The following is a 13671-nucleotide window of genomic DNA, read 5'->3' as shown; positions in this document are numbered from 1 at the left end:
CCGAACACGCCGACGTCGCGCCGACACTGCTTTCCTGCTGCGGCATCGACGCGCCCGCGGAGATGGAAGGCATGAATCTCGTGCCCTGGATGCGCGGCGCGCGCGCGGATGCGGCGCGCGACGCCGTAGTGAGCCTGGAATGCACGTGGCAGATGAAGTGGTGTATCCGCACGGATTCGCGGAAGTTCATTCTCTCTCGCGAGCCGGATTTCTACGGCACGCCGCAGCGCGAACTCTATGACCTGCGCGCGGATCCTGACGAATTGAACAATATCGCGGACCGCGAGCCGGAATCGGTCCGCGAACTGGAAACACGCCTGGAAACGTGGGTCCGCCACGGCATGGCGCGCAATGGCCTGGACCGTGACCCGCTCGTCGCTCACGGCCTTACCCTCGGCAAAGCCTGGAAAGAAGTGTATCCCCCCGGCACTCTCTGAGCGTTCCCCCGCCGCTTCGTCCTGCTGGCCCTTTTGGCCCTTTTCATGCTTGAAGGGGCTATCGCTGCGCGCCGCGCGGAACGAGCGCGCGCAGCCACGCGGCCCAGGCATCAATGCCTTCACCGGTGCGGCAGGATACCTCCATCATGGCCACGCCCGGCTGCAGTTTCTCGACGTATGCGCGGAAACGGGCAACGTCGAAGTCGACATGCGGCAGCAGATCGACCTTGTTCAGCACGACCAGGTCGGCGCAGCGAAACAGCTTCGGGTATTTCGCGGGCTTGTCGTGCCCCTCCGTCACGCTGACGACGGCGACGCGCCGGTCTTCGCCGAGGTCAAAAGACACGGGGCAGACCAGATTGCCCACGTTTTCAATCACGAGCAGGCCGCCCGCCGCGAGTTCGAGCTGGTCGAGGGCGCGCAACACGAGATTGGCCTCGAGATGGCAGCCGCCCGCCGTGTTGATCTGGACCACGGGCGCGCCCGCGGCGGCGATGCGCTCCGCGTCAAGCGTGGTATCCGGGTCGCCTTCGATCACGCTGATGCGCCGCGCGCCTTCAAGCGCTTGCACGGCTCGCTCGATGAGCGACGTCTTGCCCGAGCCCGGCGCGCTGATCATGTTGACTGTTGCCACGTCCAGCGGGCGCAGCCGGTCGCGCACGGCCTGCGCGAGTTCGTCGTTGACCTTCAATACCTTTTCAACGACCCTTATTTCCACGACGGTTCCTCCCGCGGTTGTTCCGCCTCTTCCAGTTCGACCGCATCGAGCACCAACTCATCCCCGGCCAGGACGCGCCCGCCGGCCGCCGCACAGGCGGGGCACGCCCAGAACAGGTCATCCGGTTGGAAGCACGTCCCGCACGACGGGCACGCAACACGAGCGGGGGTCACGCGCCATTCCAGGGCGGCGCGTTCGGCGAGCGTGCCCGCGACGGCTGCCTGAAAGGCGAACGCGAGCAAATCCGGATCAACCTGCTGGAGTGCCCCGATGCTCAGCTTCACGCACGAGACGGGCAGGCCGCCGTGTTCATCCGCGATGGTCAGAACGCGTTGGAGAACGTTTTCGACTATGCTGAGCTCGTGCATGGGCGTCTACTTCGCGAATGTGCCGTTCTGGATTCTCATGGAAAGGCGCTCGGCGAGCGCGCGTTCGGCGAGGCTGCGCACTTCCGCCAGCGCGCGCGACGTCAATTCCTGCAGCCCGCGCCGGGCCGGTTCCGAGAGTTGCTCGCCCTCCCCGAAAGAGGCGCCCTCGAGCCCGTATACGATGAGCCGGGCGGGCAGACGTCCCGTTCTTCGTGCAGCCTCGATGGCTTCGGCGATGCCGAAGGGATGGCCGAAGGAATGCAGAAAATGCCGGGGAACGTCTTCTACCGCCGCCTCGAAGCGGGAGAGGGTCCCGGGCGCCGCGCCGGATTCCGACGCGCTGAAGAGGAAAACGCCGTCCTCAGGCGCCCACATGTGCAGCAGCGTCGCACCCTCGCCGCCGTGCTCAAAAACACGTACAGCCTCCGGCCAGCGCGCGCGCACGGCTTGGGCCACGCGCAGCCCCACGCTGCCGTCGCCGCACAGTGGGTGGCCCACGCCAATTACGAGGATGCGCTTGACACGGTCCGGGACAACGGCGCCTTGACGGGCCGTCACGCCCTGAAAACAGGCTTGAAACGGTCGGACCATGTGCTTCTTGCTGTCGTAGTCGCTTGCGCGCTATTCGCGCGCGGCCAAGAATGGCTCCACTTCGTCGTAACGGAAGACCGGCCCGGTGAGACCGGTCTTGCCCGGGTCGCATGCATCCATGGCGCCCACGCCGCGCTTGAGGTCGCGCTGCATGTACACGAACTGCCAGTCTTTGCGCACGCCGCGGCGGTGCAACGATTCCACCGCGTAGGTCATCATCACCTCGGGGCCGGCAATGTACGCGACGGTATAGTAGGGGTCGAACGGGGCGCGCGGGATCAAGTTCGTGAACACGCCCACGTGCCCGTGCCAGTTGCGCGACGCGCGGTCAACCGTGACCAGCACCTCCATGTCGAACCGGCCGCGCCACTGCTCCAATTCCTTGCGGTACAGGATGTCTTCCGGCGTGCGCGCACCGTACAGGATGGTCGTGTGCCCGTACCGCTCGCGGTGCTGGATCAGCGCGTACAGCAGCGGGCGCATCGGCGCGAGGCCGATGCCGCCTGCAACGATGACCACGTCGTTTTCCTCCGCGGGCCCGAGCGGCCATCCGGCGCCGTGCGGCCCCGACACCGTCACCTCCTCGCCCACGGACAGGGCGCATAGCGCCTCGGTCACGCGGCCCACCGCGCGCACCGTGTGCAGCAGCACGTCCGGCGCTTCCGGGGCGACGCAGACGGCCATGGCGGCGGGTCCGACGTCGCGCACCTCGAGCAGGTTGTATTGGCCCGGCGCGTATTCCGGCACCGGTTTGCCGTCCGGCCTCACCAGTTCCAGGGTGACCGTGTCCTGCGTCTCCTGTACGATGGACCGCACGCGGTACGTCACTTTGTTGTCAGGTGCTTGCTGTCCCGAGTTCATTTCTCCGCCCTTTCAACATACTAGGCGTACATATCGCTGAGTTGGAGCAGTACGGCGGACAGCCGGCCGGTAAACACGGCGAGGAAGCGTTTCAGCACGTCGTAGCCGAACTCGTGGTCCGACTCGATGGCTTCGCGGAACGCCGCGGCGTCTATCGCGAGCACGCGCGTCAATTGCACGGCGCGCGCATCGAACCGCCATTGATACGGGGGTACCAGCCATGAACAGCCGAGGACGCCGTGGCAGTCGATCGTGTGCAGCACGATAGCGCCGCCCCGGTGCGGCTCGAACACCTCGAGCGCGACCTGGCCCTGCCGGATCAGGTAACAGTGCGTGGCCTGGCTGCCCGCGCGAAACACGTACTCGCCCGCCGGAAAGCTCTCGAGGATTACGTGCGAGGCCAGGCGCTCCAAGTACGAGGCTTGAAGCCCCTTGAAAAACTCGTGGTCGGCCAGCAGGTTCTTGACCTCATCTGCGGTTGACATAAGACCCGTTCGTCCTCCTTCGGTATCTCCGGCTCACGCCGCCGGGGCTTCTTCCTTTTCCCAGACTTGCGCCGCCGCGCCCAACTCATGCAACCGGCCGAACAGCGATAAGTATACCCGCAAGCACGTGCGTAAGCGAAACCTCTTCCTGCGACGCGGAATTTCGGCGCGAGCATCGCGGCCCTGACGCGCCACCCGCGCGTCTGCCCAAGCGCGCCTATACCGGCGCGCCGCATCGCTGTCCCGGAGCAGCACCGGTTCTTCCGCTGCGCTCCCGTGTTTTGCGTGGTCGGTCGCCTCATGGATGCAGTAACTGAGCAGCACGGGGAAGAGCGGGTGTGTCCGGAGGAACAAATTGTGGTGGAACAGGTTCAACGCGAGCGCGCGTGCACGCGCAAGCGCATCCGCGGAGACGGGATTGGGCATCTCCGGAGCCGAGAACGCCTCTTTCTCCGGGTCTGTTTCCTGTTCCTGTACCTTGACCGAAGCAATGCCCAGGAGCTTGAACATGCGGATATGCTTGTCTTCGAGAACGGCTCCCATTCCCAAAAGCAGGCGTCCGTGATGGTCCCGTACGTCCTGAGCGAGCGTCATGCCAGAATGCAGGTCATTGCGTACCACAATCCCCATATTGCATGTCCCCCTTTCTGTCAGATGGTGCGTTTCAAATACCCCGGTCGACGAATCGCGCAACCGTCCCCCGTTCCCCGTCCGCCATCGCCGCCGCCACGGCTACGGAACGGTGTTCAGCGCTCTTTTTTACCATAATTAGCTTCCTTAGTCAAGTAAATTCCGGCCAATGCGTCTTTGCCTTTCCTGTATTCTAGAGAAATAGACTCTCGGTGACTCGCTGCGCGTTGGCCAGCCTCGCGCCTGTAAACCGGCGACTTGTACGGCCGCGCCGGCATCCTTCAAAATGGGGGAAGAAGCAGAGCACCCGTTACGACGGGCAGGTGGCAGCATCGGGGAGTCTGGAATGGCGCAGATAGACCTGTTTTGCGGCTGCGGGGAATCGGGCAGACCCGCCGCGGTGGGGAGCATTGTGCGGGAAAACTGGGGACGCGCGCTCCTGCTTGCGCCGACGCGCGCGGGGGCTGCCCGGTATGCTCAGCAGATGATCCTGGAGCACGGACTTGCCGGGGCGTGGGGGCCGTGTGTGCTTGAATTGAACGACTTCGCGCGCGCGGTTATCGAAGGGGAGATTTCACGCCCGAAACCTCAGGGGCCGGTGCGCACCCTGGACGATTTTGAATGGCGGCTTGTCGTGACGCGGTGCGTGGAGAGCCTGGCGTCCTTGGGACACCTGCGGGGTTATGAGAAGGCGGCGTCTTATCCGGGCTTCGCGGCGCACGTGCTGCGCGTCATCACGCAATTGAAACAGAGCGCGGTCGAGCCGGACGCCTTCGCGGCGCGCCTGGATACCGCAAAACGGTCCAACGTGATGGACCGTATGGTTTCGGTCATATACAAGGCGTATCAAGAAGCGCTGAAAGCGGGCAAGCTCTACGACGTGCCGGGCCTTTTCTGGGAAGCGGAACTGGTGTGCCGCCGCGGTGGCCCCCGTGTCCTGCGGAACATCGCTGTGCTGGCGCTGGACGGATTTGACGATTTCACGCCCTCCCAGATGCGGCTAATCGAAGCAGCGGCGCAACACGTGGACCGTCTCGTCATCGGCGTGAATTACGATCCGGCGCCGGACCGCCAGGACCTGTACGCCCTGTCGGCGGACACGGCCCAGACGCTCGCGCAGCGTTTTAACGCGACGCCGCGTCATTTCGAACCGCCTCCGGTTCGCGGCCGCCGCGCCTATGCCGCGCGCAAGATCTTCTGGCGCGATCCCCCGCGCGCGGAAGAATTAAAACGGCTTGACTGCGACCTTTCGGTCGTGCTTTGCGCGGACCCGACGCAGGAAATCGAGATGGTCGCGCGGCGTGTGAAGCGGCTCCTTGCTCTGGTCGGCGTTCCTCCGGCGGAGGTGGCGGTTATTTACCGGCGGCTGGGCGACGTGGCGGCGTGCGTGCGCGCGGTCTTCGCGGAATGCGGCGTGCCGGTGCGCGTGCTCGAGCAACCCAGCCTTGCGGAAAGTGCCGTCGGCGCGTTTGTACTGCAGCTTTTTGAAGCCTGGGACGGCTTCGAGCGCGGGGCCGTGCTCGAAGTGGTTACTTCGCCGCTGTCTGGCTGCGATGCGGCGGTGGCGGGCGTGTTCCCGAAACTTGCGCGCGACGCCGGGATCATTGGCGGATTCGAGGAATGGGAGCGGGCATTCGCCGGAGAGCCTGCGGCGCAGGAAGAACCCGCGCGCGTGTTGTGGAATCGCGTGCGCCTGCTGGACCGCGTGCGGCGTGACCTGCCGCAACGCGCCGCGCGCGAGGCGCTGGCGGCGGCGTTCGAGGAAGCCATGGGCGCGTTGGGCGTCCCGGCCGCGCTCGAGAACCTGCCCGATGCGGAGACGGCGGAACGGGAACTGCGCGCGTTCGACGCGCTGTCCGGGCTGCTGGCGCGGCTTGCCGACACCGGCGCGAAGGCAGAAATCACGCTGCCGGTTTTCGTTGAAGAGTTGCGCGCCGGACTGCGCGAGACGGAGTATGCGCTTCCCGCGCCCGCGGCGGCGGTTACGGTGTGCGAAGCGCCGGCGGTGCGCAACCTGCGTTTCGATTATGTCTTCTTCGCGGGCTTGAACGAAGGGCTTGTGCCCATGCCCGCGCCGGTGAACGCCGTCTATTCTGAAGCCGACCTGGACGAGCTGCGGAAGGCCGGTATCCCGCTTGAAGGGCGCGGCGCGCACAGCCGCCGCGAGCGGTTGCTGTTTCACCACGTGCTCGCGGCGGCGCGGAAGCACCTGACGCTGAGCCGGCACGTGCAGGAACGCGGCGGCAGGGAGGCGGGGCAAAGCCCGTTCCTCGTCGAATTGCTTGACCTGTTTCCGGACAAGGCGGAGGTCCTCGCGCCCGCGCCCCGATCCGACACGTTCGTGCCGCATCCCGAGGCGGCATCGTCGCGGCGCGACCTTGCGAATTGCGCGTTCGCCCGCGCCCGCGCGTGGCGCGAGACGTTAGCGGCCCGCTTCGTATTCGAAGAGCGCGGCGCAGCCATCGAAGAACGCCGTCAGGGCGAGGACGATTTTGGCGAATTCGACGGGGTGCTGTCGGACCCTGCGCTGCTGCGCGAGCTTGCCGGAACGTACGGCGCGGACCACTGCTTCAGCGTGTCGCGCATAGAGACGTATCTTGATTGCCCATTCCGCTTCTTCCGGGACGAAATCCTGCGTATCGCCGAGGCGGAGGAACCGTCGGCCGAGTTCGACCCCATGACGCGGGGCAGTCTGCTGCATGAGGCCCTGCGCCGGTTTCATGCGCATTATCGCGGCCGCGCGGTGGCGTCCCTGCCTGAAAAGGAGGCGCGCGGCGCGATGCGCCATATCGTGGCGCAGGTATTCGGCGGGCACACAGGCGCCACGCCGCCGCACGTCCTGGCTGTCGAGCAGCGGCGCATGGAGGCGATACTCGACCGCTATATCACGATCGAACGCGGGCGCGAGGAGTCCGAGTGGGCCCCGGCCCATCTCGAGATTCCCTTTGGCGGCGCGCCGCGGCCCGGCAGCGAGGATATCGGCTCGGAGCGGCCGTTTACGCTCGAGACAGCGGCGGGGCCGGTGCGCTTCGCGGGACGCATCGACCGGGTCGACGAAAACGGGGACGAGTTCCGGATTATCGACTACAAGTCGGGCACGCTGCCCAGGCAAAAGGACATCCAGGCGGGACGTTCGATTCAAATGGGCATTTACGCGCAGGCGGCGGAGCGCTTGTTGCTTGAAGGACGCCGCTGCGCGGCCGCATGGTTCGCGCAGCCCGGCAAAAAGACGCGCGTCGAGGCGCTCGGGCGCGCGAAGAAGGGGGACGAGGCCGAAACGCGGCGCGCGGCCGTGCTCGCTGCCGTGGCCAACGCGGTGAAAGGCATTCGCGAGGGCCGGTTCCCGCCCACAGCCTCCGGCGGCTGCGCCTACTGTGACCCAGGCCGCGCCTGCCGTTTCGAGGCCGCGCGCATCGAACGCAAGACGGGCGCGCTCGCCACTACGGAAGGAGAGGGGACCGACACATGAACTGGACGCCGCAACAGGAAGCCGCCATCCGCGCGCAGGGCCGGAGAGTCTGCGTCGACGCGGGTGCGGGCTCGGGCAAGACGCGCGTGCTGGTCGACCGCATCGTCCACCTGATCGAGGACCGCGAGGTGCCCCTGGAAGAGATCGTCGCGATTACGTTCACGGAGAATGCCGCATCCGAGATGAAGGCGCGCCTGCGCGCGGCGTTCCGCAAGAAAGCGCCGCAGGATGACCCGAAGGGATTGAGCCGGTGGCGTGAGCGGGAGCGGCGTATCGACGGGGCGCGCATCTCGACGATCCACACGTTCTGTTCGACGCTGTTGCGCGCGCACGCGCTGCAGATCGGCCGCGACCCCGATTTCGTGGTGCTGGCGGACGCCGACGCCGCGCTGCTGCTCTCCGAAACGGTCGACGCCGTGCTGGAAGAACTCATGGAAGCGGGAGACCCCGCCCTGCTGGGCGCCGTGGAAGAATGGTCCCTGCCCGAATTGGCCGGAATGATCGAGGATATGCTGGCGAAACGTTCCGTGATTGAACGGCTGGGCCGCGATTGCGCACTGGACGACCCGAACGCGCTGCTGCGGCGTTGGAAAGAGGTCTTGCGCCGCGAACGCGATCGACGCCTGGATGCGTTGCGGCGCATGCCGCAGGTACGCCGCTTGATCACGCAACTGAAGTCTTTCGAAGGCAACTGTACGTCCGCTGAGGACGGCCGCGAGAAGCGCCGCCGCGCCTATCTGGAGGGCCTGCGCGCCATCGCGGCCGCGTCGTGCGCCGCGGAAACCGAACGGGCCCTGAACGCGATAGTCAGCTTCGACGGCGGACGTGGCGCGAAAAAGAACTGGCCTTCGGACGAAGTCTATGCAAGACTTGAAAAGGTGCAGAAGGACGTCGCCGCGTTCGCGGAGGAGTTTCTGCCCGGTCCGGGCGACGAAACGATCGAAGAGGAGGCCGCGCGCCGCACGGCCGGCCTTTGCCGCATTTACGCGCGCGCCGCGCAGTCGCACGAGGCCGCGAAGGCCGCCGTCAATGGTTTGGATTTCGACGACTTGATTCTGCACGCGCTGCGCATGCTTCAAGAAAATGAGCCGCTCCGGAACCGGATCGCTTCCGAAATCCGCCATTTGCTCATTGACGAATTCCAGGACACGGACCATGTGCAGATGGAAATCGCGCGGCTGCTGCATGAGGCACCGGCCGGGCCGGACCTCTTTATCGTCGGCGACGCCAAGCAGTCTATCTACCTGTTTCGCGGCGCGGAGGTGGAGGTGTTCAACGGTCAGCGCGGCGTGTCCGACAAGATTCTTCCGCTGGACCGGAACTTCCGCACGGTGCCGGACCTGCTGGAGGCCGTCAATGCGTTTTTCGACGCGACGCGGCTCCTCGATACCGTGCAGGATTACGCGCCCATGGCCGCCGTGCGCCCGGCGCGGCGCGCCCCGTGCCTCGAGTTCCTGATGCCGGAACTACATGACGACGCGAGTGTGGAGGACTACCGGAGCTTGGAAGCGGAACTGATCGCGGCGCGAATCCAGGAAATGTGCGACGGGGAAGCGCGGGTCGAAATCGAGCGCGGCGGCGTTGACGTCCCCGCTTCCTACGGCGACGTGGCCATCCTGCTGCGCGCCATGAGCAACGTGTTCCTCTATGAAGAGCCGTTGCGCCGCGCGGGTATCCCGTACATGGTGGTCGCGGGCGCGGGCTTCTACGAGAGGCAAGAGGTGCTGGACGTGCTCAACCTGCTGCAAGTGCTGGTCGACCCCTGGAACGAGCCGGCCTTGTTCGGGTTCCTGCGCAGCCCTATGGCGGGCCTCAACGATGAATCGCTGCTGCGCCTCGCGCGGTCCGGCGGCCTCGCGGCGGCGTTTCAGTCGAGCGCCGAGCCGGAAGGCCTCACGCAGCCAGACGCGTGGCGGCGGGCCCGCGCCCTGTTCGAAGAGTTCCGGGGAATGCTGCTCCGCCCCTTGCCCGAACTGCTGCGGCATGTACTCGATAGAACCGGCTACGAGGCGATCCTGCTCGGCCAGTACCTCGGATTGCAGAAGGCGTCCAACGTGCGCAAGCTGGTCGATTTGGCCGACAGCTTTACGCGGACACGCCCCGCGACAGTCCGCTCGTTCATTACGTATTTAAACGAAGTGCGCGGGCAGGCCGTGCGCGAGGGCGAAGCGCCGATGCAGCCCGAGGGCGCGGGCGCGGTCACGATCATGACAGTTCACAAGGCCAAAGGCCTGGAATTCCCGGTCGTGTTCGTGCCGGATATCTCGCTGGTGCCGCGCGGCTCGAACCGGACCACGGTCCCGCTGCACCGCAGCCTCGGGCTCGCCGTGAAGGTCACCAACGGCAGCGGCGAACGCGTTGCGTCCTCGATGGGCGAAGCCATCCGGCGCCGCTGTGCCGAGGAGGAGACGGCGGAACATGCACGGGTGCTCTACGTGGCCATGACGCGGGCGCGGGACTACCTCGTGCTCAGTGGCGCACCCATGCCGAAGAAGGGCAGCTGGCTGGAGTCGATCGACGCACATTTCGGGATTACAGAGCGGCCTGACGGCGCCACGGTCACGGGCGAGGGGTGGTCCGCGCGCGTGTGCCGGTCCGTGGCGCGGCGCCGCACGAAAACCGCGAAGGGCAAGGAAATCCCGCTGCCGCCGCTCGAAGCGGTGGAACGGATGACGGCGCCGCTCGAGCATTTGGCTTCCGCGCGACGCGTGTTTTCCGTCTCCGTGCTGCTGGACGCCATGCTGGATACGCCAAACCCGGACACCGCGCAGCGCGAAACCCTGCGCGGCGCCGGCGCGGCCTCACCGGCGCGCCTCAGTGCGCTCGTGCGCGGCTCGCTGGTCCACCGCATGTTCGAATTCTGGGATTTTGCGTCCGAACCGGACATCGAGCCGCTCCTGGCGGAGGCTGGGATACCCAGGACTCTGCGGCGGGCCGCGGTTGTGGACCTGCGCTCCGTGGCCGAACGGTTCCTGGCGCTGCCGCTCACGGAACAGTTGCGGCGCGACGCCGGTATCCAGCGCGAGACGCCGTTTTCGCTGCGCGTAGGCGACGCGCTGGTCACGGGCAAGGTCGACGTGCTGCTGGGCGACGGGACAATTGTTGATTACAAGACGGGGGCCGTCCACGAGACGTTGCAGGCGCGATACGAGTGGCAGTTGCTGCTTTACGCACTCGCGGCGCGCCGGTTGTGCGGCCTGACGCCGGAACGGGGTGTTCTCTGCTACGTCGACAGCGGCGAAGTCCGCGAAATGGCGACCACGCCCGACCGGATGGAACAGGCGGAATGCCGCGCCGCGGAAGCGATAGAACGGCTTCGCCGCGCGGCGCCGTCGTTCCATGACTTGGCGGAATTCACGGGCGATGCCTGATCGGCACGCGCCGTGCGGGGCGGCCGCCCGCCAGGTTCCTTTGGCCGTTCAAGAGCCCGGCGCGCGCGGCGCAAGGGACTCGAATGAAACGCTGCGCCGAGACATTAAGAAACCTCATGAGGGAGATGCCACAATGATGCCAAGGAGCTTGTTTGCTTCAGCGGTGCTGGCCTGCCTGTTGGTTCCGCCGCTGTTCGCGCAAACGGCGCAGGGCGGGGTTCGCGCGCAAAAGAGCAGTCCGGACAAGCTGCGCGTCGAGTACGTGCACTACCGGCCCGCGCGCTGGGAAACGGAGCGGGTACAGGAACTTGAGAGCGAGCACCCGAATCGCGGCGGACTTGTCTATATCTATTACACGAATGTCAGCGAGGAGCCGGTGCGCCTGCGATACTGGCGCGCGAACGGGAAGGACGAGTCCTACTGGCGGCTGAACCATTTCGTGGCGTGGGACCGCGCGTGGCGCGAGACCGTCGAGCCGGGCCAACTCGGCATACTGGAAATAAACGCCGTCTCGCGCGAGTTCGCGCCGGGCAGGCCGTTCGAATTCAGTTGCGTCGGCGATGCGTGGCTGCCCGTCACCTCATACGAATGCGCGCTCCGCGAAGACCCGGTGCAACTCTCGTGCATTCGCGTGTTGCCAGAAATGAATGGGATTGAGGTCCATGTCCGTTACACGGGCACGGAGAGCATCCGGTTCGAGAGCCTGGAAGTGATTGGCGAGAAGACGGCGTCCGTGGAGTGGACCACGCAGCAGCTCGACGGGCCCGGTTACGCGATTGCGCGCCTGCGTATCGATGGAAGCTTCGAGTCTCTGCAAATGACCGTGGCGCGCCTCGGTGTCAAGGCCGGAAACGAGGCGCGGGCCGTCTACGCGCACCGCCGCGCGTTTCCGGACGTGTTTCCCATCGGCACATGGTCCAACGGGCCGGAGACCTTTGACGCGCTGCATCGCCTGCATATCGACACCATGGTCGCGGGCGGCGGCACGGACGCGCCCTTCTTTGCCGACGCCGTGCCGAAATACGGGTTTCGCGCGATGGTGCACACGGGTATCCCGGTGAATGTCGACACGCTTCGCGCGTTCGCGGGGCACCCGAGCGTGGTCTGTTGGATGCTGCAGGACGAGCCCGACTGGTCCATCGCGCCGAACATCATGGAATTCACCGACCGTACGGTGCGCCATTACGACTCGACCAAACCCACGTTCATCACGCTTTGCCGCAACACGCAATTCTTCGAATACGCGCCGATACCGGATATCGCTTGCCAGGACCACTACTCGGTTACCGCGCCGTCCAGCAGCAAATGGCCCAAATTCTACGGCACGCGGCTTGAAGAAACGGCTTGGTACACGCGGGACCTGAAGCGCGCCGCGGAACCGAAGCCCATATGGATATGGTCCCAAGCCATTGCCGATTGGAGCGAGCGCCCGAAACGGCCCGTGCCCACGCCCGAAGAACTGGCGGTGCAGCTTGTGCTCAATCTCGGCCGTGGCGCGAAGGGTATTCTCTGGTTCAATCACGACCGTGCACTCGCGGAAAAGTTTCCGGACGCCATCGAGGCCATGCGCGGCTGGGGCCGCGTCATGACGGTTCTGCGCGACGATTTCCTCGCGTCCGAGCCGGTTGCGCTCGAAACGCAGGCCCCGGAGAAAGTGGACGTCGCGCCGCTGTTGAACTGGGATGCGCTCATTCTGTGCGTCGCGAACCTCGATTATGAGATCCATCCGGAAGCATATCCTTTCGCGGACAAGACGGATGTGCAACTCGGTGTGCCGTTGCCGCCGTGGCTGCGGCCCGGCGCCGCGCTGCGCATCGGTCCCGGCGGCATCGAGGCACTGCCGCTGAACGTAATCGAGGGCCGCGCGGAAATCGGCCTGGGCCCGCTTCACGACTGCGCGGTGGTCGTGATGCACAACGCGCCCGGCGCCGCCGCCCGCTACGAAAAGGCGTTCCGTCAGGCGGCTGCCGAGGAATAGCACAGACCAGGAACAGCTGCCGATTGCAAATCGCTTCGGCAACGGTTAGAGTGGCTTTCCACACCCCGAACTCAGCGCGGAAGGAGTATGACTATGCCCGGGAAGCTACGCATCGGTTTTGTCGGCGCAGGCGGAATCGCCATCGGCCACTTTCAGCGTCTTGCCGCCACTAAGAAGGCCGTGGTAACGGCGCTCACGGAGCCCAGCGACGCGTCGCTGCAACAATTCCGCAAGCATTGCCCCGGCTCGGAGCCGTTGCCCGTCTACCGCGATTACCGCGACATGCTGCGGAACGAGGCGCTGGACGGCGTGGTGATTCTCAGTCCGCACACGGTGCACTATGAGCAGACTGCCGCGGCGCTCAAGAAGGGGCTGCACGTCCTGAGCGAGAAGCCGATGGTCTGCACCATCCGGCACGCGAGGGCGCTGATCGCGCTCGCGAAACGGGTCAATCGCACGCTCATGATCTCGTATCAGCGGCATTTCGAGCCCACGTTCCGCTACATGCGCGAACAAATCAGGAAAGGGCGTTTGGGCGAGGTGCAGTTCGTCCAGGCGGTCCAGGCTCAGGAATGGCTGCGCCTGACGCGCGGCACCTGGCGGCAGGACCCCGCGCTCTCCGGCGGCGGCCAACTTAACGATTCCGGGAGCCACCTCGTCGATATCGTCATGTGGGTGACGGGCATGAAGGTGAAGGAAGTCTACGCGCGCTCGGACAATTTCGACGCGAAGGTGGACATCAATACCTCGCTGACCATGACCT

Annotated in this window: 11 protein-coding genes; 5 read left to right on the top strand and 6 right to left on the bottom strand. The window is 65.8% G+C overall.

The genetic code is table 11. The features are described from left to right. A partial coding sequence (locus tag KA184_11125; protein ID MBP8130119.1) for a hypothetical protein occupies positions 1–437 on the top strand: 437 nt, incomplete at its 5' end. A gap of 58 nt (positions 438–495) precedes the next feature. Here the strand turns inward: KA184_11125 and hypB are convergent. From hypB to KA184_11095, 6 genes are read right to left on the bottom strand one after another with little or no spacing between them, the layout of a single operon-like run. Next, on the bottom strand, positions 496–1155 hold the full coding sequence (hypB, locus tag KA184_11120) for a hydrogenase nickel incorporation protein HypB (protein ID MBP8130118.1): 660 nt from the start codon (positions 1153–1155) through the stop codon (positions 496–498). Beyond that, complete coding sequence (locus tag KA184_11115; GenBank protein MBP8130117.1) at positions 1146–1523, bottom strand: hydrogenase maturation nickel metallochaperone HypA; 378 nt, start codon at positions 1521–1523, stop codon at positions 1146–1148. The genes hypB and KA184_11115 overlap by 10 nt, the downstream gene beginning before the upstream one ends. Positions 1524–1529: 6 nt before the next feature. Beyond that, a complete protein-coding gene (locus tag KA184_11110) occupies positions 1530–2114 on the bottom strand; it encodes a hydrogenase maturation protease (GenBank protein MBP8130116.1) in 585 nt (194 codons plus the stop codon). A gap of 30 nt (positions 2115–2144) precedes the next feature. Next, a complete protein-coding gene (locus KA184_11105) occupies positions 2145–2975 on the bottom strand; it encodes an FAD/NAD(P)-binding protein (protein ID MBP8130115.1) in 831 nt (276 codons plus the stop codon). Positions 2976–2995: 20 nt separating this feature from the next. Beyond that, a complete protein-coding gene (locus KA184_11100) occupies positions 2996–3460 on the bottom strand; it encodes a cyclic nucleotide-binding domain-containing protein (GenBank protein MBP8130114.1) in 465 nt (154 codons plus the stop codon). Between the two features lie 33 nt (positions 3461–3493). Continuing rightward, complete coding sequence (locus KA184_11095; protein MBP8130113.1) at positions 3494–4090, bottom strand: hypothetical protein; 597 nt, start codon at positions 4088–4090, stop codon at positions 3494–3496. Between the two features lie 346 nt (positions 4091–4436). Here KA184_11095 and KA184_11090 point away from each other — a divergent pair, with 346 nt between their 5' ends. From KA184_11090 to KA184_11075, 4 genes are all read left to right on the top strand, one after another. After that, a complete protein-coding gene (locus KA184_11090) occupies positions 4437–7559 on the top strand; it encodes an exodeoxyribonuclease V subunit gamma (protein MBP8130112.1) in 3123 nt (1040 codons plus the stop codon). Continuing rightward, positions 7556–10930: a UvrD-helicase domain-containing protein gene (locus KA184_11085; GenBank protein ID MBP8130111.1), complete on the top strand. Its 3375-nt coding sequence runs from the start codon at positions 7556–7558 to the stop codon at positions 10928–10930. Before KA184_11090 ends, KA184_11085 begins: the two co-directional genes overlap by 4 nt. A gap of 133 nt (positions 10931–11063) precedes the next feature. Beyond that, on the top strand, positions 11064–12908 hold the full coding sequence (locus tag KA184_11080; GenBank protein MBP8130110.1) for a hypothetical protein: 1845 nt from the start codon (positions 11064–11066) through the stop codon (positions 12906–12908). A 93-nt stretch (positions 12909–13001) separates the two neighbouring features. After that, positions 13002–13671, top strand: a 670-nt coding sequence (locus KA184_11075; GenBank protein MBP8130109.1) for a Gfo/Idh/MocA family oxidoreductase, incomplete at its 3' end; no start/stop codon positions are given.

This window comes from Candidatus Hydrogenedentota bacterium (genome assembly GCA_018005585.1).
GTDB lineage: Bacteria > Hydrogenedentota > Hydrogenedentia > Hydrogenedentales > JAGMZX01 > JAGMZX01.
This window is presented reverse-complemented; position numbering and strand designations above follow the sequence as displayed.

Excerpts from the sequence above, each read along its gene's own strand:
- KA184_11115 (MBP8130117.1), bottom strand. The coding sequence starts at position 1,523 with ATGCACGAGCTCAGCATAGTCGAAAACGTTCTCCAACGCGTTCTGACC.
- KA184_11110 (MBP8130116.1), bottom strand. The coding sequence starts at position 2,114 with ATGGTCCGACCGTTTCAAGCCTGTTTTCAGGGCGTGACGGCCCGTCAA.
- KA184_11105 (MBP8130115.1), bottom strand. The coding sequence starts at position 2,975 with ATGAACTCGGGACAGCAAGCACCTGACAACAAAGTGACGTACCGCGTG.
- KA184_11100 (MBP8130114.1), bottom strand. The coding sequence starts at position 3,460 with ATGTCAACCGCAGATGAGGTCAAGAACCTGCTGGCCGACCACGAGTTT.
- KA184_11095 (MBP8130113.1), bottom strand. The coding sequence starts at position 4,090 with ATGGGGATTGTGGTACGCAATGACCTGCATTCTGGCATGACGCTCGCT.
- KA184_11090 (MBP8130112.1), top strand. The coding sequence starts at position 4,437 with ATGGCGCAGATAGACCTGTTTTGCGGCTGCGGGGAATCGGGCAGACCC.
- KA184_11085 (MBP8130111.1), top strand. The coding sequence starts at position 7,556 with ATGAACTGGACGCCGCAACAGGAAGCCGCCATCCGCGCGCAGGGCCGG.
- KA184_11080 (MBP8130110.1), top strand. The coding sequence starts at position 11,064 with ATGATGCCAAGGAGCTTGTTTGCTTCAGCGGTGCTGGCCTGCCTGTTG.